Below are 21,849 nucleotides of genomic sequence, written 5' to 3' on the forward strand. Positions count from 1 at the left end.
TCCTCCCCACTACAGCGCCCGTGACAGAATGGTATTCTGCGAATCTGAAGAAGATTCCCCACATGCGGAACAGATATGCGCGTTTCGCATAGCTTTAACTCGGTCAAAGCGTCTCGATATCCAACCCTTCGGCAGCCCAAGCGGCGAGCTTGCGGTCGACGGTTTTGCGCGACACGCCCAAGCGGCGCGCGGCCTCGGCTCGGTTGCCGTTCGACAGATCAAGGATGTGCAGCATATGGCGCTGCGTGACCAGTTCGAGATCTTCGATCGCCCGTGGCCCATCGACCGCGCCATGGCCCGCAAAGGCTTCGGGCAGACTGCCGAGGATCACCGAGCGTTCGATCAGATTGCGCAATTCGCGCACATTTCCGGGCCAGTCGTAACGGCGCAGTTTCAGCAAAGTCTCCGCATCCAAACGCAGCGCGGGCATGCCAAGCGCGGTCGAAAACTGCTGCATGAACATCGCCGCCAGTTCGACGATATCCTCAGACCGGTCCTTGAGCGGCGGCATCGCGACCTCGACCACATTCATGCGGTGGTAGAGGTCGGCGCGGAAACGCCCCTCTTCCACCGCCTTGGGCAGGTCGGCGTTGGTGGCAAACAGGAACCGCAGGTTCAGCGGAATCTCCCGCTCTGCCCCGTCGGGCCGGATGCGCTGGTCTTCCAACACCCGCAAAAGCGCCGCCTGTAGCTGCTCCGGCATCTGCGCCACTTCGTCCAGAAACAACGTGCCGCCGTCAGCCAAGAGGAACAGCCCCGGTTGCAGGGTCTCATTCCCCTCCACCGCGCCAAAGAGTTCGGGCACGATCCTGTCCGGCGTGATGGCGGCGCAATTCACCGCGACGAAAGGATTGTCGGCACGGTCGGACATCTGGTGCAACTGCCGCGCGGCCAACTCCTTGCCCGTGCCGCTGGGACCGGTGAACAGCACCGGCGTCGGCACCGGGGCAAGACGGTTGAGCATGCCGCGCACCTTCGACAGCGCCTCGGACTTGCCGAGCATTTGCACCGCCGTGCCACCCTGCAACTCCCGCCTGAGCAGGGTATTGTCACGGCGCAGGTTCTTGCGGTCCAAGGTGCGCGACACCGCGCCGAGGATTTGGTTCGCGCGGAAGGGTTTCAGCACGAAATCACTCACGCCCGCCCGGAGTGCGGCAATGGCGGTTTCAAGATCGGCATAGGCGGTGATCAGGACCGTGTCGGCGTAGAACCCCTTGCGGCGCTGTTCGACGACCCATTCCAGACCGGTCTTGCCGGGCATGACATTATCCAGCACGACCACATCGAAATGTGCCTCGTCCAAGAGCTTGGTGGCCTCCGCAGGAGAAGCCGCTTGGGCCACGCGTTTGACGCGCGGCTCCAAGATCTTGGTGAGGAAATGGCGCATCCCCGGTTCATCGTCGATCACAAGGATCGACGCACCTTCGAGCGTGCCGCCGTATTCATCGCCTGCCGCCATGATATGCCTCTTTGGTGTCAGTCCAGCCGGACGTTTTCACCTGAATAGACCTCGGCGGAGGAAAAGCCTATCTCATGCAGCCCGAAATAGGCCACGACGCCGATCACCGCGACGCCCAGAAACCCTGCCAACATGGCTTTCATCGCGCGACTCCTTTGATTTGAACGCCGCCGCCCGTCATTCTGCGGGGGTCCGTTTGTCTTGTTTGACCTCATCGAGCCAGAGCGAGTGGTGCTGTTCGGCCCAACGCTCATCGACCTCGCCATTGCCCATGGCGTCAAAGGCGCCTTCCATGCCGAGCGTCCCGATGTAGATATGGCCCAAGATCACCGCCATCATCAGAAAGCCGATGATCGCGTGCCACAGCTGGGCATATTGCATTTCGGCATGCGGCGTCAGATCGCCCTGAAGCGGACCAAAGCCTGCGGCCTCGGCCATGCCGATGTCATTGATGATGTTGAACGTATGCCCGAAAAGCTGGATCTCGAAGGGAAAGAGCAGAGACAGCCCCGAGAGCGAGACCGAGAAGCCCAGCAGGATCACGGCCCAGAAGACGATCTTTTGGCCGAAGTTAAACTTCTTGGCGGGCGGGTGTTTGTCACCGATGAAACCGCCGCCCTGTTTGATCCAGAGCCAATCCGTCTTGTTCGGGATATTGTGCCAAATCCACATGACGAAGACCATGACGAGCGCAATCATGAAGGCCCATGAGACGTTATTGTGGATGAACTTCGACCCGGTCAACAGGGTCGAGTTGAACTCATGCCCCAGCAGAGGGATGACGACCTTGCGGCCAAAAAGCGTGGCCAAGCCCGTCAGCGCGAGCAGGATGAACGAGCCAGCCAGCATCCAATGCGCGAAACGCTCAACGGCTTTGAAGCGGGTGACGGTGCGCCCGACCTTGCCGCCTTCGATACGGATCCGGCCCCGCAGAAGGTAAAAGAGCAGCAGCACGGCCAGCGTCCCGGTGAGCAGCCAAGCGCCATAGGTCGCAAGTGGGCCTTCGCGGAATTGCTGCCACCACATCCCGTTGTCTTGGACAAGGACGCGGCCCGTCTTGTTCATCGTACTCACGCGCACGGGCAATTCGTTATAGCGGATACCGCGCCACAGGTCGGGGTCGGAGCGTCCGCCGAGCGGGCCAAGGCTTGGCACCGTGGCCGCATCGCCGCCCAGATTGTTGCGCCTGAACCCATCGTCGATCTCTGCGCCGTTCTGACGCCGTTCGATATCGGCCAAGTTCTGCGCGCCGCCGGTACTGGCGCGGTCGATGGCCGAGGGGGTCGCGTTCTCAGGCAGGCGCACGTCCTGCGCCGTGACGCTGACCGGCAGCGCGGCCAAGGCGAGAATGAAAAGAGCCATCAGGTGGCGCAGCATGGGAAATCCCCCGGCTAGACAGATATGGAGAAAAGGGACGGCCCGATCAGGCCGCCCCCGCAAGCCGTTACTGGCCCTTTTGCTCGTAAGCCGTGCCCCAGCCCCAAGCGCCGGAGCCGAAGCCGCGCGCGACCACGCGCTCGCGGTAGATGTCCGAGACCATGTCCCCGTCACCGGCCAGCAGCGCCTTGGTCGAGCACATCTCGGCGCAGATCGGCAGCTTGCCTTCCGCGATCCGGTTGCGACCGTACTTCTGGAACTCGGCTTGGGAGTGGTTCTCTTCCGGGCCGCCGGCGCAGAAGGTGCATTTGTCCATCTTGCCGCGGCTGCCGAAGTTGCCGGCCTGCGGGTACTGCGGCGCGCCAAAGGGGCAGGCGTAGAAGCAGTAGCCGCAGCCGATGCAGAGGTCTTTGGAGTGCAGCACGATGCCGTCGTCGGTCTGGTAGAAACAATCCACCGGGCAGACCGCCATGCAGGGCGCGTCCGAGCAGTGCATGCAGGCGACCGAGATCGAGCGTTCGCCCGGCTGGCCGTCCTGAATGGTCACCACGCGGCGGCGGTTGATGCCCCAAGGCACCTCGTGTTCGTTCTTACAAGCCGTGACGCAGGCGTTGCATTCGATGCAGCGCTCGGCATCGCAGAGAAACTTTGCTCTTGCCATTCTCTTGTCTCCTTACGCTGGCATGATCTTGCAGAGAGTCGCTTTGGTCTCCTGCATTTGCGTCACTGAATCGTAGCCGTAGGTCTGCACGGTGTTGGTGCTTTCGCCCAGCACGATCGGGTCGGCCCCATCGGGGTATTTGTCCCGCAGGCTGACGCCGCCCATGTGCCCGCCGAAGTGGAAGGGCATGAAGGCCACCCCCTCGCCCACCCGTTCGGTGACCAGGGCCATCACCTTGATCTTCCCGCCCTCCGGGCCTTCGACCCAGACATCGGACCCGTCGCGCACACCGAGGTTGTTGGCGTCACGGGTGTTGATCTCGATGAACATGTTCTGTTGCAGCTCGGCCAGCCATGGGTTCGACCGGGTCTCATCCCCGCCGCCCTCATATTCGACCAGACGGCCAGAGGTGAGGATGATCGGGAATTCCTGCGAGAAGTCGTTCTTTTGGATCGACGCATAGAGCGTTGGCACCCGCCAGAAGGTCTTGTCGTCATAGGTCGGATAATCCGCCACCAGATCACGCCGGTTGGAATAAAGCGGCTCGCGGTGTTTCGGCACCGGATCGGGGAAGGTCCAGACCACGCAGCGGGCCTTGGCGTTGCCGAAGGGGGCGCAGCCATGTGCAATCGCCACCCGCTGGATGCCGCCCGACAGGTCGGTCTTCCAGTTGATGCCGCCAACTTGAGCCACATAATCGGAATCAATCTCACCCTGTTGCGAGGTTTCACCGACTTCCGCCTGCCCGTCATCGGCGTTTTGCGGCGCTTCGTAACCGGCGACGGCTTCGATGATGCGACGCTCATCCGCTGTCAGATCACTGTCCCACCCCAGATCCATCAGCATTTGCATGGTGAATTCGGGATAGCCATCCTTGATCTCGGACCCTTTGGAATAGACGCCCTCGGCCAGCAGGTTCTCACCATCACGTTCCACACCGAAACGGGCGCGGAAGGTCAGACCGCCATCGGCCACCGGCAGCGACATGTCATAAAGGTTCGCCGTGCCCGGGTGCTTCATTTCGGGCGTGCCCCAGCAGGGCCACGGCATGCCGTAGTAATCGCCATCCGCCGGGCCGCCGACGGCGCGCAGGGTGGTTTTGTCGAAAGTATGCTGGTTCTGCATGTGCATCTTCATCCGCTCGGGCGACTGCCCGGTGTAGCCGATGGTCCACATGCCCTTGTTGAACTCGCGCGTCAGGTCTTCGATGAGCGGCTCTTCACCATTCACCTCGATGTTGCGGAACATGCGATCTTCAAAGCCGAATTTCTTGGCGAATTTATAGAGGATCGTGTGGTCGGGCAGGCTCTCAAACAGCGGCTCCACGACCTTTTCGCGCCACTGGAGCGAGCGGTTGGATGCGGTGACCGAGCCGGAGGTTTCAAACTGCGTACAGGCCGGCAGAAGATATGTGTCTTCGGTGCGGTCATGCAGAACGGCGGAAACGGTGGGATATGGGTCGACCACGACCAAAAGGTCGAGTTTCTCCATCGCCGTTTTCATCTCGCCCTGACGGGTTTGCGAGTTCGGCGCGTGGCCCCAGAGCACCATCGCTTTGGTGTTGTCGGGCTGTTCGAGGTTCTCACGATCCTCAAGCACGCCGTCGATCCAACGCGACACCGGGATGCCGGTGAGGTTGATCATGCGCTGCTCTTCGCCTGCGCCATCGGTCCAAGCGGCGAAACGGCTCTGGATCCATTCCAGATCCTCACCCCAAACGCGCGCCCAATGCGCCCAAGAGCCATCGGACAGACCGTAGTAGCCCGGCAGCGTGTCGGCCAGAACGCCAAGGTCAGTGGCGCCCTGCACGTTGTCGTGGCCGCGGAAGATGTTGGTGCCGCCGCCCGCGGTGCCCATGTTGCCAAGGGCAAGCTGCAAGATGCAGTAGGCGCGGGTGTTGTTGTTGCCGTTGGTGTGCTGCGTGCCACCCATGCACCAGATCACGGTGCCGGGACGGTGGTTGGCCAGCGTCCGCGCGACGCGGCGGAGCTGCTCGCCCGGCACGCCGGTGACGCGCTCGACCTCATCGGGCGTCCAGTTGGCGACTTCCTTGCGGATCTCATCCATGCCCCAAACGCGGGTGCGGATGAATTCCTCATCCTCCCAGCCGTTCTCGAAGATGTGGTAGAGGATGCCCCAGACCAGCGCCACATCCGAGCCGGGACGCATGCGCACATATTCGTCGGCATGGGCCGCGGTGCGGGTGAAACGCGGGTCGCAGACGATGAGCGGCGCGTTGTTTTCTTCCTTCGCCTTCAGCACGTGCTGAAGCGAGACCGGGTGCGCCTCGGCAGGGTTGCCGCCGATGATGAAGATCGCACGCGACTTGTGGATGTCGTTGTAGCTGTTGGTCATGGCGCCGTAGCCCCATGTGTTCGCCACGCCCGCCACGGTGGTGGAGTGGCAAATCCGCGCCTGGTGGTCGACGTTGTTGGTGCCCCAGTAAGCCGCGAACTTGCGGAACAGATAGGCCTGTTCGTTGGAGTGTTTCGCCGAGCCCAGCCAGTAAACCGAATCCGGGCCAGAGGTGTCGCGGATCGACAGCATCTTGTCGCCGATCTCGTTGATCGCCTGATCCCAAGAGATCCGCTGCCATTCGCCGCCGACCTTTTTCATCGGGTACTTCAGGCGGCGCTCGCCATGGGCGTGCTCACGGACCGAAGCGCCCTTGGCGCAATGCGCGCCGAGGTTGAAGGGGCTGTCCCAACCGGGTTCCTGACCCAGCCAGACACCGTCCGACACTTCGGCGATGACGGTACAACCGACCGAGCAATGGGTGCAGACGGATTTCTTGACTTCCATCTTCCCGCTGACAGCGGCGGTGGCGGCGCTGGCCTGTTGCACGCTGCCCGCGGTGCCCGCGATCGCGGCAAGCCCACCGATGGCAAGGCCCGAGCCGCGCAGGAACGCGCGCCGGTCAATACCGCTGCGCGCCACATCGGACATGATGCCTGTCCGCTGCGCAGACCGCGCGACCCCATTGGTCTTTTTCCTCAACATATCTTCACTCCCTATGCGCGGGCTGGCCCCGCCTGAGGTGGCTATTGAACGGCGGGCGTTGTCGCCCTGCCAATTTTCGGGGCCGCGCCCCGGTTATCTGGTCAGAACCGCGCAGCGGCGTAATAGGCGCGCGTGTGTTCGGTGTCTTGGATACGGTCCGACGACAGGTCGGGCGCCTTGGCCGCTTCGGCCTCGGTCCCGGTGGTGGCCACGGCGACGGCGGCCAAAGGCGCGGCGCTGCCCGCGAATTTCAGGAAGTCGCGCCGATCTTTGCGAACGGCTGTGTCGGTGGATCCCTCTGGCTTGCGTGTCATCTTCTCTCTCCTGTTACGTCTTTGGTTCAGGGGCGCGCGGCCCCGCCTGTCTCATCCCGCTCGGTCTAGTCGTCTTTGCTCAGCCGAAAGGCTTCGGCCTCGATCTGCATGAAGGCCCGTCCGATCTTGCCCACCGGAGCGTAGAAGACCGAGTTTTTCGCGCCTTCGAGGTCGGCAAAGAAATGGCCGGCCCAGGGGGCGATATGCCGGTTAAAGAATGTCTTTTGCTGTGCCACCGTGGCGGGGGCCGAGAAACGGCCTGCGATCATCGCGCCCATCATCTCCATCAATGAGGCGATGTTGTCTTCGGGCTCGAACACATTCGCCGCCCGCTCCAAGCCGCGGGCGACCATGTCTTGGCGCAGCGCCGCGAGCGGCTTTTCGTTGAGAAAGCCGGTGAGGTAGAAGCTGGCATAGGGCAACAGTTCGCCCCGGCCCAAACCGATAAAGAGCCGGTTGAACTCGCTCTCGGCGCCTGCGGGTTTGGTCTTGGCGGCCAGTTTGGAGAGCGCTTTGAACCCCTGCCCCAATTCGCTGTCGTCGCCCGACAGGGCGGCACATTGATCCAGCAGGATCTGATCCGGCGGGCCGGAAAGGATCAGCCCCATAAAGTTGTAGAGGTCCGCGCGCAGGCGGTCTTCTTCGGGCAGGGGCGTTGCGGCCAATTGGGTCATGCGCTGCTACCTTCCATGTCCTGTGCCAGATCGCTGGCAAAGTGAAACCGCATGCGGCGGTGGGTCGGCGCAGGCTGCGCCTCGGCGTCTTCTTCCGGGGCCGCGGCTTGCGCCTGATGGGGCGCGTCTTGAGCCAGAGCGGTTTCGGTCCGCCGCGGGCCCGGCACGACGACATCATGGGTCGGCGCTAGCGCAGGCGCTTCTGCCTCAGCCATCTCTTCCGGCGCGTCAGCCTCGGCGGTCAGCACCTCTTCGACCTTCGCGACCATGCCCCGGCCCACTTTGTAGATCGTGTTGACCGGCTTTCCAGCGGTGGCCGCCGCTGTGTAATCGTCGTCATAGTCGTTCAACCCGTCAAGGCAGGCCAGCACCGGGTTGGTTTTCCAAAAGCTGCGCAGCGCGCGGGTCTTGAGCCGTTGCGGCAGTTGCGCCTTGAGAAAGGCACGCAGCTGTTCGCCGCTTACCAGATCCTCAGGCGCGGGCAGGTCGAACTCGGCCAAGAGATCATCATCGCTGCGCTCGGCCAAGGCGGCCTCTTCGGCGGCAGCGGCGCGGGCTTCGTGAAGGCGCGCATCGGCCTCCGCCTCGGCGGCGACGGCGGCGCGGCGCTTTTGCCAGAAACCGCTCATGCCAGACGCTTTCGCTTTAACGCGGGCGAGGCGTAGATGTCGGCGGGCTTTTCGATGCGCGGGTCGCCGATACCGTCTTGCTTGCGATCGGTGCGCAGACGATCCCGGCGGCGTTTGACGAAGGCTTCCTCTTGGTGGAACTCTTCGACGAATTCCTGCACCCAAGCGATCAACCCCGGCGTCATCGCGACCTTTTCCACGACCTCTTCGGCGCTGTCGCAATAGTCCTGCGCCTCATAGGGCGAGGCGGTAACCAGCGCGAGTTTGAAGGGTCGGTCTGTCGCGCCGGGAATGGGGCGCATGACGACATAGACACATGGCACATCCGCGCCCAGCCCGTGCACATAGGCCTCGGTCTCGGCGCCGTGGAGCTCCAGCTTGAGGGTCGCGGCGTGGTATTCGACGGTCTCACCCTCGCGGCGCAGCTCACGCCAATCCGCTTTTTCAGCACCGGGCAGCACGGCGGTCGCTTTCCAGCTCCACTTGGCCCAACGGGTCACACCAGGCGCGCGCCGCAGTACAATGCCCAAGGGCATCGTCCGATACATTGTCGGGTTGTGAATCAAGTCGCTCCTCCGTTTCGAAGACCTTCGCCGGAAAGCCCGGTCCGGGGGAAGCGCTAATCCGCGCCGAGGCCCGAAAAACCCGGCTTTCGAGACAAGATGGCCCGCCGGGTCTGCCCGTCAATGGCGCCTCGGCCTATTTGTCTAACTTGAGTATTTTGATCGGAAAACAGTCGAATCGCCGATATCGAATCACCCGGGCGGCAAGGAGCCGCGCCGCCCCGCCGATCGCCCCTGTCGCGGGGCGGGCGCGGCGCGAATTTCGGTTGTAGGGGGTGGCAAATCCCGTCTAGCTTGGGGCCTCAGCCGCCGCCGGAGAGGCCGCGGATTGACGGGCGAGATAAGGGAAAATTCATGGCCAAGACATTGATAACATGCGATTGCGCAGGGTCGCAGCGTATCGATTCCGATGCATTGGCCGAGCGTAGCGGTTTGGCGGTCTCCCCCCCCTGTTCGGCCCTTTGCACCACCCAGATCGACCGCGCGGCCAAGGCGCTCACCGCGGGCGATGCGATTTTATGCTGCACCCAAGAAGAGCGGGTCTTTACCGAATTGGCCGAGGAATTGGGCCTGCCCCCTGCCCCCCTCTTGGACCTGCGCGACCGGGCCGGATGGTCCGATGACCCCCGGGACAAACTACCCAAAATGTCCGCCCTCGCGACGGAAGCGCTGCTGGACGTTCCGGCTGAAAAAACCATCGACGTCGCCTCGGGAGGTCTGTGCCTGATCGTCGGTCGAGGCCCGGCGGCTCTGGAAGCAGCGGCGCAACTCAAGGACCACCTCAGCGTCACGCTGTTGATGGACGACGCGGTGACCGAGGCCGAGGACAATCTGCCCGAGGTCCGCGATTTCGATCTCATCTCCGGCAAGCTGCGCCGCGCCAAGGGTGCGCTTGGCCAGTTCGAGGTGGTGATCGACGCGCTGCGGCAGGTCGACCCGCGCGGCCGTGGCCCGCTGACCTGGACCGCGCCGCGCGACGGCGCGCGCAGCCAGTGCGACATCATCCTCGACCTGCGCGGCGAAACGCCGCTTTTCCCCGCGCATGAGAAACGCGAAGGCTACCTGCGCGCTGATCCGGGCCACCCGCCCGCCGTGGCCGCTGCCGTGCTCGCCGCCTCGCATCTCACCGGCACCTTCGAGCAACCGCTCTACGTCCGTATCGAGCCGCTTCTTTGCGCCCATTCCCGCGCCGGGCAGACCGGCTGCACCGCCTGTCTCGACCTCTGCCCTACCGGCGCGATCACCCCCGACGGCGATCACGTCACTGTCGATCCGATGATCTGCGCGGGCTGCGGCGCCTGTTCCTCGGCCTGCCCCTCGGGCGCGATCAGCTATGACGCGCCGCCCGTAGATTTCACGATGCGCCGAGTGCAGACATTGGCCCGCGCCTATCTCGAAGCTGGCGGCGACGCACCGCGCCTGCTGGTCCACGACGCCCACGGCGCCGAGATGATCCGCCTCGCCGCGCGGCACGGGCGCGGGCTGCCTGCGGACGTGGTGCCGATGGAACTCGACGCGCTCGCCGCCTTCGGCCATGCCGAGGCACTCGCCGCCCTCTCCGCCGGTTTCGCCCATGTCTCGCTACTCCTCGGCCCCAAGGCCGACCGCGACGCCATCGAGACCCAGACCGCGCTGGCCCGCGCCATCGCGGGCGAGGCGCGGATGTCCCTCATCGACACGCCCGATCCCGAGGCGCTGACCGATCTCCTCTACGATGGCGCGGCCCCTGCCCCCGTCGCCCAGCCGGTGCGCCCCATGGGCAGCCGCCGCCAGATCGCCCGCCAATCCGCCCGCGCGCTGAACCCCGAGGCGGAGGTGCTCGACCTGCCCGCCGGTGCTCCCTACGGTGCCGTGCTCGTGGACAAGGACGCCTGCACGCTCTGCCTCTCCTGCGTCTCGCTCTGCCCCTCAGGGGCGCTTGGCGACAACCCGGACCTCCCGCAACTGCGCTTTCAAGAGGACGCCTGCCTGCAATGCGGCCTCTGCGCCAATGTCTGCCCCGAGGATGCCATCACCCTCGCGCCGCGCCTCGACCTGACCGAGGCGGCGCTGAGCCAGCGCGTGCTGAACGAGGAAGAACCCTTTGCCTGCGTGGAATGCGGCAGCCTCTTCGGCGTGAAATCCACCGTCGAGCGGATCACCGACAAGCTGCGCAGCCATTCCATGTTTGCCGACGAGGCCAAGCTGCGGATGATCCAGATGTGCGATGACTGCCGCATCAATGCGCAGTATCACAGCACGAACAACCCGATGACGGGCGGCGAACGCCCCCGTCCCCGCACCACCGACGATTACCTCTCCAAACGGCGCGACCACTAGGCCGCCCCCAAGCACAGGAGCCACCCATGAGCGAAGACTTCAACATGTCGATGCGCAAGTTTCTCAAACAGGTCGGCGTGACCTCGCAGCAGGCCATCGAGAAAGCCATGCGCGAGCATGACACCGCCGGCAAAAATTTCCCGGTGAAGGCCGTGATCTCGATCCCGGAACTGGGACTGGAACATACCATCGACGGCACCATCGCCGGCGCGGATAAGGGCGAGGCATAAGCGACGTGACTGCCAGCAGAGACGCGGTCCTGACCGCCTTGAAGACCGTGACCGATCCGGCCACGGGCACCGATATCGTGGCCAGCGGCGTGATGCGCGCGCTCAACGTGGATGACGCAGGCGCGGTGCGTTTCGTGATGGAAATCCCGCCCGCGCAGGCCAAGGCCTACGAGGAAGCCAAGGCGCAGGCCGAAGCCGCACTGGCAAAGGTCGAGGGGGTCTCGAAAGTCTCCATCGTGCTGACCGGCCACAGCGAGAAGGCTCCGCCCCCGGACCTCAAGCCGCAGCGCAAAACGGAGCCTTCGGGCCCGCAGAAGATCCCCGGTGTTGACCGGATCATCGCCGTGGCCTCGGGCAAGGGCGGTGTCGGCAAATCGACCGTTTCGGCGAACCTCGCCTGTGCGCTGGCCGCGCAAGGGCGCCGCGTGGGCCTGCTGGACGCGGATGTCTACGGCCCCAGCCAACCGCGGATGCTCGGCGTCACGGGCCGCCCGGCCTCGCCCGATGGCAAGACCATCCTGCCGATGCGCAACCACGGCGTCACCATGATGTCGATCGGGCTCATGACCAACGAGGATCAGGCCGTGGTCTGGCGCGGGCCGATGCTGATGGGCGCGTTGCAGCAGATGATGACGCAGGTGCAATGGGGCGCGCTCGACGTGCTGATCGTGGACCTGCCGCCGGGCACCGGCGACGTGCAGATGACACTGGCGCAAAAGGCGCGGGTCGATGGCGCGATAATCGTCTCTACGCCGCAGGATGTGGCCCTGATCGATGCGCGCAAGGGCATCGACATGTTCAACCAGCTGAAGGTCCCGATCCTCGGCATGATCGAGAACATGTCGACCCATGTCTGCTCGAACTGTGGCCACGAAGAGCATGTCTTCGGTCACGGCGGTGTCGCCTCGGAAGCGGAGAAATGGGGCGTGCCGCTGCTCGCCGAAGTGCCGCTCGACCTGCAGATCCGCCTCGCCTCCGACGGTGGCGCGCCGATCACCGTGAGCCAGCCCGACAGCAAGCAGGCCGCGGCCTTCCATGCCATCGCCAAGACATTGGTCGACAGCGGCGCGGCATGAGCGAGACCCTGTCCTTTCCCCCGTTGATGTCGGGCGAGGCGGTGACGGGCGATGCCCTCGCCGCCGCCTGCGCCCGCGCGGCCGAGGGCTGCGACGCGGGGCTGATTTGCTACCGGCTGGACGGGGCCGAGATCGAGGCCGCACTGGTCTTTGCCCCGAGGTGCCGCTGGCGCGCGCCGTGGCGATGCTGCCGCTCTGCGGCGTCGGATTTCAAAACGCCCTCGGCGCGCTGTCGCCGCCTGAGGTGGCGGTGCAGCTCGACTGGGACGGCGGCATCCGCCTCAACGGCGCCTCCTGTGGCCGCTTTCGCATGGCGGCCTCCACGACTGACGCTCAGGCGGTCCCCGACTGGCTCGTCGTGGGCTTCACCCTGCCTCTCTACCCCGCCGACGATCCCGAGATGACCCGGACCGGCCTCACCCCCGATCAAACCGCGCTCTATGCCGAAGGCTGTGCCGAGGTCCAGCCCCCTGCCCTCGTGGAATCCTGGGCGCGGCACAGCTTGCATTGGATCAACCGCTGGGAAGACCTCGGCCCGAAAGCGCTTCATAGTGAATGGCGCGGGTTGGTCTTCAACCTCGACACACAGGTGACCGTGCAGGGCCAAAGCAGTAGATTCATCGGTGTCGACGAGGATTTCGGCATGTTACTGCGGGACGGAGAGACCACCCGCCTGATCCCGCTCACCACCCTAATGGAGCCCGCCCCATGACCCTCAAACTCGCCCGCGCGATCCATTTCGACGAAAGCGACCGCAACGTCTTTGCCTCCCCCGCCCGCACCGGCGAATGGTGCATCTCGGGCGGCTTCGAGTTCTCGGACTGGACCGAGGGTGACCTGACCGGCAAGGCGCGCCAAGCCTTTGCCAACGGGTGGCTGGGGCTGGAAACCTTTGGCCGCGTCACCTTCGCGGCCGTCACCCAGATCGAAGAGGCCGAGGTCGAAGCGCTCACGGCCCTGCTGGCGCAGCATTTCGTGACCTACTACGGCGCACCCTCGGTCGATGCCGCGCGCCCCGTGGCGAAAGAGGAGCTGGCGCAGATGGTCGATCTCTGCGCCGACCACGCGCCCAATTGCCTGCTCACCGTGGCGCGCGAACTGACCGAGGCGGGCGTGCGCGAGAGCTTCCGCATGATCCAGCCGCAGGACGCAGGCCTCGAGCAATTCGCCATCCACGGCGACCTGCCCGACTGAACCACCCGCGCCCCGGCGGGCGCGGATGGTCTCTAACAAAGGCTATTCAGCCTCTGCCGCGTTGAAGACAAAGAGCGTCTCACCGTTGATCTTGTAGTCATTGATCAGGGTTTTCGCGCGGTCTGATGTCAGCCAAACCTCCAACTTCAAGGCCAGTTCGTTTTTCACATGGCCATGCATTTCAGGGTTCACCGGCAGATAGGCATACTGGTTAAACAGAACCGGATCGCCCGCGTAGAGCAGCGCCAGATCGCCCTTATTGCCGAAGTTCAGCCAGCTCGCGCGGTCCGACATGACATAGGCGGGCATCCCCGACGCGGTGTTGAGCGCGGCGCCCATGCCCGCGCCGACAGCGTTGTACCAATCCCCGAATGTCGCCGGGTCAAGGCCCGCTTCGTCCCAGAGGGACAGTTCCTTCTTATGGGTGCCGCTGTCGTCCCCCCGGCTCACGAAGGCAGATTCCGCCTCGGCAATTGCGCCCAAGGCAGCCGTGGCCGCCTCTGACCCTTCGATGCCCGCCGGATCGTCTTTCGGCCCGATGAAGACGAAATCGTTATACATGATCTCGGTCCGGTGGCTGCCATAGCCGCCTTCGACAAAGGCTTCTTCTGCTTTGCGCGAATGGACGAGGATCGCATCCACGTCGCCCGCCTCGCCCAGTTTGATCGCTTGGCCGGTGCCGACGACCAGCAGTTGCACGTCCAGATCAAGGTCCGCAGCGATCTCGGGCAGGAGCACATCAGCAAGGCCCGAGTTGTTGAACGAGGTGGTCACCGCCATCTTCATCACATCCGCGGCCTGCGCGGCACTGCTCATCGCCAGCGCGGAAATTGCGCCGATCATCCAATGTTTCATTCTACGATATCTCCTCTTAGAAATGCCTGAGCCTCTGCGGTCACAGGTTGGTTGAAAAACTCAGCCGCGGGACCGGCCTCATGCAGACGGCCCCCAGCAGAAACAAAACGTCATCGGCCAAACGGCGGGCTTGGCCAAGGTCATGTGTCGATAGGATCAGCCGCGTGCCGGTCGATTTCGCCGATTGCAAAATCGCCTCGATCTCTCGCGTGGCACGCCCGTCCAATGCGGCACAGGGCTCATCCAGAAACAGCAATTTGGGTTTGCAGATTAGCGCACGCGCAAGGGCCAACTTTTGCTGCTCACCGCCCGAGAGCACCGGGGCCGCGCGGCTCAAAAGCGGCTCTAACCCGACGCGGTTGGCCCATTCCTTGGCTTCTTTTCGCGCGTGGGCCTTTGACACCCCGCGCAGGCGCAAGGGGTAGATGAGGTTCTCAAGCACCGTCCGCCGCAGCATAACAGGGCGCTGAAAGACAAATGCTTGGTGATGCCGCGCCTCCTCGGTCGAGCAGGCCCACTCAATCTCTCCCGCCGAGAGCCGGGCGGTGCCGTGCAGCAATTGCAACAGCGTGGTCTTCCCCGCGCCGTTCGGCCCCATCACCACCGTAGCGCCCTGACCGTCCAGCGTCAGATCAATCGGCCCCACCAGCCGCTGCCCCCGCCTGCGGCTTTCGATCGCTTTGGCCCGCATCGGGAAAAGTTGCGTCACCACCGGCCCTCCCGCTCTGTCCGGCCCAGCCAATGGATGGCGAGGTTCACCGCCACCGCCAGCCCGATGAGCACGAACCCGAGGGCGAGCGCCAAGGCGAACTCCCCCTTCCCAGTTTCAAGCGCGATGGCCGTGGTCAACACGCGCGTTGCATGGTCGATGTTGCCGCCGACGATCATGATCGCTCCGACCTCGCCAATCGCGCGGCCAAACCCCGCAAGTGCCGCAGTCAGCAATGCGCGGCGCGAGTCCCAGAGCAGAGTTCGTATCTTCTGGCCCTGCGTGACATTCATCGAAATCAGAAGGTCATGATATTCCTGCCAAAGCTCACGGATCGACTGATGCGCGATGGAAGCAATCAGGGGCACGATAATGATCACCTGCGCGATGATCATCGCCGTCGGCGTGAAGAGCAACCCAAACACCCCAAGCGGCCCGGAGCGGGAGAGAACTACATAGACGATCAGCCCCACCACGACCGGCGGCAGCCCCATGAGCGCGTTCAACATGGCAATGACCAACCGCCTTGCGCGGAAGCGTTTGACGGCGACCAAAGCGGCGAGGGGCAGCGCGATCAGGCAGGCGAAAGCCAAAGCAGAGAGGGTCACACGAAGGGACCGGCCGGCGATCTCCACCAGCTCGGCATCGAAGGTGAAGACAAGCCAAAAGGCCTGCGTGATACCGCTCCAAATATCGACCATCTCGCGGAGGCCTCCTCCGAATAGGAGCCCGCGGCCCCATCGCCCGCGCAGAGTGTCAGGACTATCCTTCGGACGCCAGAGCCTGTGGGCGTGAAAATACCTAGTAAGACAGGCTGGGTTTGATTTTACCTCGCTCAGAAGGACGGAAGGTCAACTTGACCCACCTGCGATTCCCGCAAAAGGAAGGATGTGGCTCTAACAAGGGCAAGCGAACTCGCCCGTGGGGCCAACTCGTGGCTGGCAAGTGCCTCTAGCCGCAAGAATAGTTTTACTGTTTATTTACAATCTATTATGCAGAATACGGCATTCTATCTTTGCGTCTGGCCCAGATAATTAATGCCGTCTTGCCCTCTCCTTCCGCAAGAATCTATTGCAAGCTTCGCTCCAATCGCATTAAGTAACGGAAACAAAAGCGCTACCGAATAATAGCGTTACTGAGAGCGAGGGCAGATGTGACGGACACGGTACACATCAATACACGGATCCGCCGTAATGCGGAAACGCTTTCCGAGGCGTTGGAAAGTCACATGCTGAAGGTCTTTGCGCCCGACGCGCGCAAGGAGTTGCGCCGGTTCTCCGCCGGGGAAGCGGCTGAATTGCTTGGCATTTCCACGAGCTTCCTTCGCAAACTCCACTTCGATAATAAGATCGTCGATGTCCAGACCAGCCCCGGCGGGAGGCGGCACTACAGTGCGGACGATCTGCTCTCGATCCGGCGGACATTGGAATCCACCGCCAAAACCCGCGGCGCCTATCAACGCGGCCGTCGTGAAGGGGATAAACTGCAAGTATTGTCCTTTCTGAACTTCAAGGGCGGTAGCGGCAAAACCACGAGCGCGATCCACGCGGCACAGCGGTTGGCCCTCAAAGGCTATCGCGTGCTTTGTGTCGATATCGACCCGCAAGCGTCTCTAACAACGCTGTTTGGCTATCGGCCTGAGTATGATTTCCTGAACTCCGGCACCATTTACGATGCGATCCGCTATGATGATCCCGTCCCCTTGGCCGATGTGATCCAAAACACCTTCTTTACGGGCATTGATTTGGCCCCCGGCGGGTTGATGCTGCAGGAGTTCGAGCACGAAACGCCTCAGGCACTGCTCAACAATACGCAACCACCGTTTTTCGCGCGTTTGGCGACATCTTTGCAGGATGTAGAGCAGAATTACGACGTGGTGATCTTCGATTGCCCGCCGCAATTGGGCTATTTGACCATGTCCGCGCTTTGCGCCTCGACGGGTGTGTTGATCACGGTGGTTCCGAACATGCTTGACGTTGCATCGATGTCGCAATTTCTTCAGATGAGCGCCGATCTGCTTGATGTCGTCTCTAATGCGGGGGCAAGCATGGAGTTCGACTTCCTGCGCTTCCTTATCAATCGCTATGAGCCGAATGACGGGCCGCAGCAGCAGGTTCTATCCTTCTTGCGGCAACTCTTTGACGAGGAAGTCATGGTGGCCCCGATGCTGAAATCCACTGCGATTTCTGACGCGGGGCTGACCCATCAGACCATTTATGAGGTTGACCGGTCGCAGTTTCATCGAACGACCTATGACCGTGCGGTGGATTCACTCAATCTTGTGAATGATGAGATCGAAAGCATGATCCAGAAAGCATGGGGGCGATAATGGCACGCAAAGGTATTCTGTCATCTGCGCCGACGAAGTCTCCAAAGACGGAGCTGCCGAAACAGCCTGCGTTAGAGCCGAATAAGAGCCGGAGCAAGCCTAGCCTCATGCCCCGCGGGGCAGTTGGGGCGCTTCAGTCGTCGTTGAACCGGATGCAAGAGAATGCAGTTCAAGAATTGGACGGCAGCCTGATTGATATGGCTGGCGTCGAAGACCGGTTAGGGACTGATACGCAGGCTCAGAAACAGCTTCACGATAGTCTGAAGACCTATGGCCAGCAGGTCCCGGTTCTGGTTCGGCCGCATCCGGAATCCCCGGGACGGTTCGAGATTGTCTACGGGCGGCGGCGACTTCAGGCACTGAAAGCGCTTGGGATGCCGGTTAAAGCGATGGTGCGTCAGTTGGATGACCACGCTTTGGTAATGGCGCAGGGCCAAGAGAATACGGCCCGCCAAGATCTTTCTTTCATCGAGAAAGCGAGTTTTGCGGCTCAGCTCGATGCGGGGGGGCATGACCGGCAGACAATCGCGGATGCGCTTTCGATCGACCTGCCAATGGTCAGCAGGATGCTCAAGGTTGGCCATGCGTTCGATCTGCCCTTTCTGCGGCAGATCGGGTCAGCGCCATCCATCGGGCGGGATCGCTGGATGGCGCTGGTCAAATTGTTTGAACAACCGGGCGCGAAAGAACGGGCAGAAAAACGAATGGCGCGGGCCGATTGGGAAGGATTCACCTCGGATGAGCGGTTTGAGGCGATTTTCGCCGAGGCCTCGGCGACCCCTGAAAAGTCTACCACCTCCCCTGCCCCATCGGCCAAGCCCCGCACGCTGCGGAGCCGGGATGGCAAGGCGCTGGCGGACATTCGCAGCGGCAAACGCGGTATCACGGTCACCGTTCCCGCGCGCGCAGCGGAGGGTTTTGATAAATGGCTCGATGCACATGCAGAAGAGCTTTTGCAGGAGATTCACGACCGCTGGCAGAAGACCCGCGCGTGAGACATTGAGGAAGTAGCAACAGGAGGCACATCCAAGACCACAAAAGAAAAGCCCCCCAGGATAAATCCCGGAAGGCCCTTCTCAAACTTTGCACCTTCGAGATAGCCCCAAAGATTTATCGATGTCAACTCTACCCGATGGGATAGGGCCGGTATTTTGTTGTCTTTCGTGATTTCAAATGAAAAACACGTTCCGAACTGCGTTCGGGCGGCCGAAATCGGCTGCCCAAGTGGAATGCGAGGGGCCGGACAAATGGGCTTTGCTCGACCGGCTGACAACCGCGGCAGAGGCTTTCGAGCTGTCGCACCGCACTCTCACCGTATTGAAGGCTTTGCTGAGTTTTCTGCCAAGCCGGCATATTCCAGATGGCGCGGCGGGCATTGTATTCGCCTCAAACGCCCGGCTCTCAGAACGGCTTCACGGTATGCCGGAGAGCACTCTGAGGCGGCATCTGGCACAGTTGGTCCGCGTGGGCCTGATTGCGCGACATGATAGCCCCAACCGAAAGCGTTTTGCACGGAACCACGGGGGCGCCATTGCGCTGGCCTTTGGCTTTGACCTCGCCCCCCTCGTGGTGCAGGCAGCGATGATTGAGACGGCAGCTCAGGCAGCCGAGGCAGAGCAGGAGCGCTTGCAGGCGCTGAGGGATCGCGTTCTGGTCCTCCGCCATGGGCTGATCAGGAAGGGTTGCGGCGAGGGATTGGCTGATGAGGCGGGCCGGATTCTGCGGCGCAAACCGAATGAAATAGCATTGTCTCAGCTTGAGACGGCGCTCCGTATGACACTTGAAAATGCCCGTGGAGAAGAACCTGTGGGCGAAACAGCACCCCTCTCCCCTGCCCCGCTTACCGGTCAAATGAGCGTAACTGACGGCGAAAATGAGCGGCACATACAGGATTCAGATAAATCCTATTTTGGCTCTGAAGAACGCGATCACGGTGATGTGGCCCCGCGTACGCCTGACAAAGCCGAACCTGATTATTCTGCGAAAGAAGAAGGCGTATCATTCGCGGATGTCGTGGATGCCTGCACAGAGGTTCGCAGCTTTTTCCCGGATGTGATGCGAAACTGGGGAGACGTTGTTCGGGTCGGAGACCAGATTGCTCCAATGCTGGGGATTGACCCGCCTGTGCTAAATGAGGCAAAACGAGACATGGGCCCGGAGAGCGCTGCTGTGACGGTCCTTTGCTTGCTTGAGAAAGCCGCGACGATCCGTAGCCCCGGAGCTTATCTAAGGCGTTTGACGCAGATGGCTCGAAATGGTGCCTTTTCCCTTGGTCCGATGGTCTCAGCCTTGGCAAACCGGCGAAATTGTCAGCTGACAATTTGAAAATCATAGTTTTTACAGTGACTTAGGTTAAATGACGCCTGGCAATTTCCGAAATTGGGCTTTCTAGCGGGCAAAATCTCTCCATATGCTTCACCCTCCTCGGTTCAACCGCTAACTTAGGTGAAGCTCTCCGGGAAAACCCATGACCTCTGTCCGCCTCCGCCTGCTTGTCCTCGCGCTCACACCGCTCATTGTGCTGATGCCGCTTCTCTTGGTTCTGGGCATGTCACGCTGGACGGCGGATTATGACGAAGTCCTCATCGCGAATGTTGAAAGCGAGCTGAGGATCGCCAACCAATATCTCGCGCGGTTGTTGGCGCAGACGGGCAATGAGTTGGACGCCGTCGCCGGGTCCGTCGAATTCGCCCAGCAGTTGGACGACCCGAACGCAGACCGGGGCGCGTTCTTCGCCGAGATACAGGACCGGCTGGGTTTGGATTTTCTACAATTCCTCCCCATCGACGTCGCCGTCGGAGACGGTGAGAACTGGCCGGTGATCGCCCGCGCCGCGCGGGGTCAAAGCGGCGCGGAGATCGACGTATTCAGCAACGCACGGCTGACAAGATTGAACGACGCCCTCGCGGTCCGCGCGCAGGTTCCGGTGATCGATACCCCCGCCGCCGTGCCCACGGACCGAAAGATCGAAGACCGCGGCATGGTGGTTCACGCTGCGAGCCCGGTTGATTTGGACGGCAGGCAGGGGGTCTTGGTCGGCGGGATGCTGTTGAACCGCAACCTCAACTTTATCGATACGATCAATGACCTCGTCTATCTCAACGCGGTGACCGGTGGCGACAGGCAGGGCACAGCGACGCTTTTCCTAGATGACCTGCGCATCTCGACCAATGTGCGTCTTTTCGAAGATGTGCGCGCCCTTGGCACGCGGGTCTCGGCAGAGGTGCGGGAGGCCGTGTTGATTGATGGGCGCACTTGGCTCGACCGGGCCTTCGTGGTGAACGATTGGTACATCTCTGGCTACCAGCCGATCACGGACAGTTTCGGCGAGCGGGTGGGGATGCTTTACGTCGGCTTCCTCGAAGCACCTTTCGCGCAGGCAAAGCGGGAGGCGTTCTGGTGGATGTTGGCCGCGTTCTTTGCCGTGCTGGCGCTGTCGGCGCCGGTGTTCCTTTGGCTGGCCCGCGGTATCTTCTCGCCGCTTGAACGGATGACAAAAGTCATGCACCGGGTCGGCAAGGGGGAACTTTCGGCGCGGATCGGCGCGGTCCCTGCGCGGGATGAGATCGGGGCGGTGGCGCATCACCTCGATTGGTTGCTGGAGCAGGTGCAGGAACGCGACCGGCAGCTGCGCAGCTGGAATGATGCGTTGAACCAGCGGGTTGATCAGCGCACTGCTGAACTGCGCGAGGCGAACGAGAAGCTGGAGCAGACCTTTCGCCAATTGGTGATGAGCGAGAAACTCGCCTCCATCGGGGAAATCACCGCGGGGGTGGCGCATGAAATCAACAACCCCGTCGCGGTCATCATGGGCAATGTCGATGTCATCCGGGAGACGCTCGGCCCGGATGCAGAGCTGGTGGCGACGGAACTCGGCCTGATCGATCGGCAGCTGTCACGGATCGAGGTCATCGTCGGCAAATTGCTCAAGTTCGCCGCGCCATCCGAGTTTTCTGATTGTGAACATAATATTGCGCTCCGGCCTCTGGTGCAGGACTGTCTCGTGCTGGTCGATCACCTCATCAGCCGGGGCGGGATCGAGGTGCATTGCGATCTGGAAGTGGTGCCGCCAGTGCGTGCGGACTCCGGAGAGATTCAGCAGGTCGTGGTGAACCTTGTGGTCAATGCGGTGCAGGCGATGCAGGGGGCAGGGCGGTTGGCATTGTACCTTAGCCCTGAAGACCGCGACGGCGTGGCCGGTGTGGCGTTGTCGGTGCATGACAGCGGTCCGGGAGTGCCTGAGGCGTTGCTCGGCTCGCTTTTCGATCCCTTCTTTACCACCAAACCGGGGGAGGGGACGGGATTGGGCCTGTCGATCTCTCAGACGCTGATCCAGCGGGCCGGGGGATCATCACGGTCCGCAATCGGGCGGAAGGGGGCGCGGCCTTTACCGTTTGGCTGCCGCAAGCCCCCGAGGATGCGGCCCCCCCTGAACACGCGTGATGCGCAGGGGGGGCAGG

18 protein-coding genes and 3 pseudogenes are annotated in these 21,849 nt (G+C 62.5%); 9 read left to right on the forward strand and 12 right to left on the reverse strand.

The window, feature by feature from the left end; all coding sequences use genetic code 11:
- Window positions 1-103: 103 nt before the first annotated feature.
- The 9 genes from CUR85_RS16600 to CUR85_RS16640 all read right to left on the reverse strand — a co-directional run bounded on the left by CUR85_RS16600 (window position 104) and on the right by CUR85_RS16640 (window position 8,650).
- Window positions 104-1,459 (reverse strand): sigma-54-dependent transcriptional regulator, encoded by a 1,356-nt coding sequence (locus CUR85_RS16600; protein ID WP_067266584.1) that lies wholly within the window; start codon window positions 1,457-1,459, stop codon window positions 104-106.
- Between the two features lie 17 nt (window positions 1,460-1,476).
- Window positions 1,477-1,602, reverse strand: coding sequence for a hypothetical protein (locus CUR85_RS16605; RefSeq protein WP_259950196.1), 126 nt, complete (start codon window positions 1,600-1,602; stop codon window positions 1,477-1,479).
- Between the two features lie 34 nt (window positions 1,603-1,636).
- The gene (locus CUR85_RS16610) at window positions 1,637-2,836 is read right to left on the reverse strand and encodes a formate dehydrogenase subunit gamma (protein ID WP_280322905.1); all 1,200 of its coding nucleotides are present in this window, start codon (window positions 2,834-2,836) and stop codon (window positions 1,637-1,639) included.
- 67 nt (window positions 2,837-2,903) lie between these two features.
- The gene (gene fdh3B / locus CUR85_RS16615; protein WP_067266580.1) at window positions 2,904-3,497 is read right to left on the reverse strand and encodes a formate dehydrogenase FDH3 subunit beta; all 594 of its coding nucleotides are present in this window, start codon (window positions 3,495-3,497) and stop codon (window positions 2,904-2,906) included.
- A gap of 12 nt (window positions 3,498-3,509) precedes the next feature.
- Window positions 3,510-6,497: a formate dehydrogenase subunit alpha gene (locus CUR85_RS16620; protein WP_067266576.1), complete on the reverse strand. Its 2,988-nt coding sequence runs from the start codon at window positions 6,495-6,497 to the stop codon at window positions 3,510-3,512.
- 101 nt (window positions 6,498-6,598) lie between these two features.
- Entirely contained in the window at window positions 6,599-6,811 is a 213-nt protein-coding gene (locus tag CUR85_RS16625) for a twin-arginine translocation pathway signal protein (RefSeq protein WP_067266573.1), read from the reverse strand.
- Between the two features lie 65 nt (window positions 6,812-6,876).
- On the reverse strand, window positions 6,877-7,485 hold the full coding sequence (locus CUR85_RS16630) for a TorD/DmsD family molecular chaperone (RefSeq protein WP_067266571.1): 609 nt from the start codon (window positions 7,483-7,485) through the stop codon (window positions 6,877-6,879).
- Complete coding sequence (locus CUR85_RS16635; protein ID WP_067266568.1) at window positions 7,482-8,114, reverse strand: DUF3306 domain-containing protein; 633 nt, start codon at window positions 8,112-8,114, stop codon at window positions 7,482-7,484. Before CUR85_RS16635 ends, CUR85_RS16630 begins: the two co-directional genes overlap by 4 nt.
- Window positions 8,111-8,650, reverse strand: a complete 540-nt coding sequence (locus tag CUR85_RS16640; protein ID WP_067266595.1) for a DUF3305 domain-containing protein — start codon at window positions 8,648-8,650, stop codon at window positions 8,111-8,113. Before CUR85_RS16640 ends, CUR85_RS16635 begins: the two co-directional genes overlap by 4 nt.
- A gap of 381 nt (window positions 8,651-9,031) precedes the next feature.
- Here CUR85_RS16640 and CUR85_RS16645 point away from each other — a divergent pair, with 381 nt between their 5' ends.
- The 5 genes and pseudogenes from CUR85_RS16645 (at window position 9,032) to CUR85_RS16665 (ending at window position 13,496) form a co-directional block, all read left to right on the forward strand.
- Window positions 9,032-10,996, forward strand: coding sequence for a 4Fe-4S binding protein (locus CUR85_RS16645; RefSeq protein WP_067266565.1), 1,965 nt, complete (start codon window positions 9,032-9,034; stop codon window positions 10,994-10,996).
- A 26-nt stretch (window positions 10,997-11,022) separates the two neighbouring features.
- On the forward strand, window positions 11,023-11,226 hold the full coding sequence (locus tag CUR85_RS16650) for a DUF6494 family protein (RefSeq protein WP_067266562.1): 204 nt from the start codon (window positions 11,023-11,025) through the stop codon (window positions 11,224-11,226).
- 5 nt (window positions 11,227-11,231) lie between these two features.
- Window positions 11,232-12,302, forward strand: coding sequence for an iron-sulfur cluster carrier protein ApbC (gene apbC / locus CUR85_RS16655; protein ID WP_067266559.1), 1,071 nt, complete (start codon window positions 11,232-11,234; stop codon window positions 12,300-12,302).
- A pseudogene (locus CUR85_RS16660) lies at window positions 12,299-13,014 on the forward strand (biotin/lipoate--protein ligase family protein). Before apbC ends, CUR85_RS16660 begins: the two are co-directional and overlap by 4 nt.
- A complete protein-coding gene (locus CUR85_RS16665) occupies window positions 13,011-13,496 on the forward strand; it encodes a DUF6505 family protein (RefSeq protein WP_067266555.1) in 486 nt (161 codons plus the stop codon). The pseudogene CUR85_RS16660 and the gene CUR85_RS16665 overlap by 4 nt, the downstream one beginning before the upstream one ends.
- A gap of 42 nt (window positions 13,497-13,538) precedes the next feature.
- Here CUR85_RS16665 and CUR85_RS16670 read toward each other — a convergent pair whose 3' ends face one another.
- From CUR85_RS16670 to CUR85_RS16680, 3 genes and pseudogenes are all read right to left on the reverse strand, one after another.
- The gene (locus CUR85_RS16670) at window positions 13,539-14,351 is read right to left on the reverse strand and encodes an ABC transporter substrate-binding protein (protein WP_067266553.1); all 813 of its coding nucleotides are present in this window, start codon (window positions 14,349-14,351) and stop codon (window positions 13,539-13,541) included.
- Window positions 14,348-15,042 (reverse strand): annotated as a pseudogene (locus CUR85_RS16675) (ATP-binding cassette domain-containing protein). The gene CUR85_RS16670 and the pseudogene CUR85_RS16675 overlap by 4 nt, the downstream one beginning before the upstream one ends.
- A 14-nt stretch (window positions 15,043-15,056) precedes the next feature.
- A complete protein-coding gene (locus CUR85_RS16680) occupies window positions 15,057-15,761 on the reverse strand; it encodes an ABC transporter permease (protein WP_067266547.1) in 705 nt (234 codons plus the stop codon).
- A 452-nt stretch (window positions 15,762-16,213) separates the two neighbouring features.
- Here CUR85_RS16680 and repA point away from each other — a divergent pair, with 452 nt between their 5' ends.
- The 4 genes and pseudogenes from repA (at window position 16,214) to CUR85_RS16700 (ending at window position 21,832) form a co-directional block, all read left to right on the forward strand.
- Window positions 16,214-17,389, forward strand: coding sequence for a plasmid partitioning protein RepA (repA, locus tag CUR85_RS16685; RefSeq protein ID WP_067266546.1), 1,176 nt, complete (start codon window positions 16,214-16,216; stop codon window positions 17,387-17,389).
- Window positions 17,389-18,384 (forward strand): plasmid partitioning protein RepB, encoded by a 996-nt coding sequence (gene repB / locus CUR85_RS16690; RefSeq protein WP_067266545.1) that lies wholly within the window; start codon window positions 17,389-17,391, stop codon window positions 18,382-18,384. The genes repA and repB overlap by 1 nt, the downstream gene beginning before the upstream one ends.
- Before the next feature lie 178 nt (window positions 18,385-18,562).
- Window positions 18,563-19,714 (forward strand): plasmid replication protein RepC, encoded by a 1,152-nt coding sequence (gene repC / locus CUR85_RS16695; RefSeq protein WP_067266543.1) that lies wholly within the window; start codon window positions 18,563-18,565, stop codon window positions 19,712-19,714.
- A gap of 142 nt (window positions 19,715-19,856) precedes the next feature.
- Window positions 19,857-21,832 (forward strand): annotated as a pseudogene (locus CUR85_RS16700) (sensor histidine kinase).
- The last annotated feature ends 17 nt before the right edge of the window (window positions 21,833-21,849 follow it).

Origin of the sequence: Sulfitobacter faviae (assembly GCF_029870955.1) — a bacterium.
Classification (GTDB): Bacteria; Pseudomonadota; Alphaproteobacteria; order Rhodobacterales; family Rhodobacteraceae; genus Sulfitobacter; species Sulfitobacter faviae.

Bases quoted from the DNA above. Each gene is read 5' to 3' on its own strand.
- repB (WP_067266545.1), top strand. From the start codon at position 17,389: ATGGCACGCAAAGGTATTCTGTCATCTGCGCCGACGAAGTCTCCAAAG.
- fdh3B (WP_067266580.1), bottom strand. From the start codon at position 3,497: ATGGCAAGAGCAAAGTTTCTCTGCGATGCCGAGCGCTGCATCGAATGC.
- CUR85_RS16635 (WP_067266568.1), bottom strand. From the start codon at position 8,114: ATGAGCGGTTTCTGGCAAAAGCGCCGCGCCGCCGTCGCCGCCGAGGCG.
- CUR85_RS16650 (WP_067266562.1), top strand. From the start codon at position 11,023: ATGAGCGAAGACTTCAACATGTCGATGCGCAAGTTTCTCAAACAGGTC.
- CUR85_RS16665 (WP_067266555.1), top strand. From the start codon at position 13,011: ATGACCCTCAAACTCGCCCGCGCGATCCATTTCGACGAAAGCGACCGC.
- repC (WP_067266543.1), top strand. From the start codon at position 18,563: ATGAAAAACACGTTCCGAACTGCGTTCGGGCGGCCGAAATCGGCTGCC.
- CUR85_RS16680 (WP_067266547.1), bottom strand. From the start codon at position 15,761: ATGGTCGATATTTGGAGCGGTATCACGCAGGCCTTTTGGCTTGTCTTC.
- CUR85_RS16610 (WP_280322905.1), bottom strand. From the start codon at position 2,836: ATGCTGCGCCACCTGATGGCTCTTTTCATTCTCGCCTTGGCCGCGCTG.
- CUR85_RS16645 (WP_067266565.1), top strand. From the start codon at position 9,032: ATGGCCAAGACATTGATAACATGCGATTGCGCAGGGTCGCAGCGTATC.
- CUR85_RS16625 (WP_067266573.1), bottom strand. From the start codon at position 6,811: ATGACACGCAAGCCAGAGGGATCCACCGACACAGCCGTTCGCAAAGAT.
- CUR85_RS16670 (WP_067266553.1), bottom strand. From the start codon at position 14,351: ATGAAACATTGGATGATCGGCGCAATTTCCGCGCTGGCGATGAGCAGT.
- CUR85_RS16630 (WP_067266571.1), bottom strand. From the start codon at position 7,485: ATGACCCAATTGGCCGCAACGCCCCTGCCCGAAGAAGACCGCCTGCGC.
- CUR85_RS16640 (WP_067266595.1), bottom strand. From the start codon at position 8,650: ATGCCCTTGGGCATTGTACTGCGGCGCGCGCCTGGTGTGACCCGTTGG.
- CUR85_RS16605 (WP_259950196.1), bottom strand. From the start codon at position 1,602: ATGAAAGCCATGTTGGCAGGGTTTCTGGGCGTCGCGGTGATCGGCGTC.
- CUR85_RS16620 (WP_067266576.1), bottom strand. From the start codon at position 6,497: ATGTTGAGGAAAAAGACCAATGGGGTCGCGCGGTCTGCGCAGCGGACA.
- CUR85_RS16600 (WP_067266584.1), bottom strand. From the start codon at position 1,459: ATGGCGGCAGGCGATGAATACGGCGGCACGCTCGAAGGTGCGTCGATC.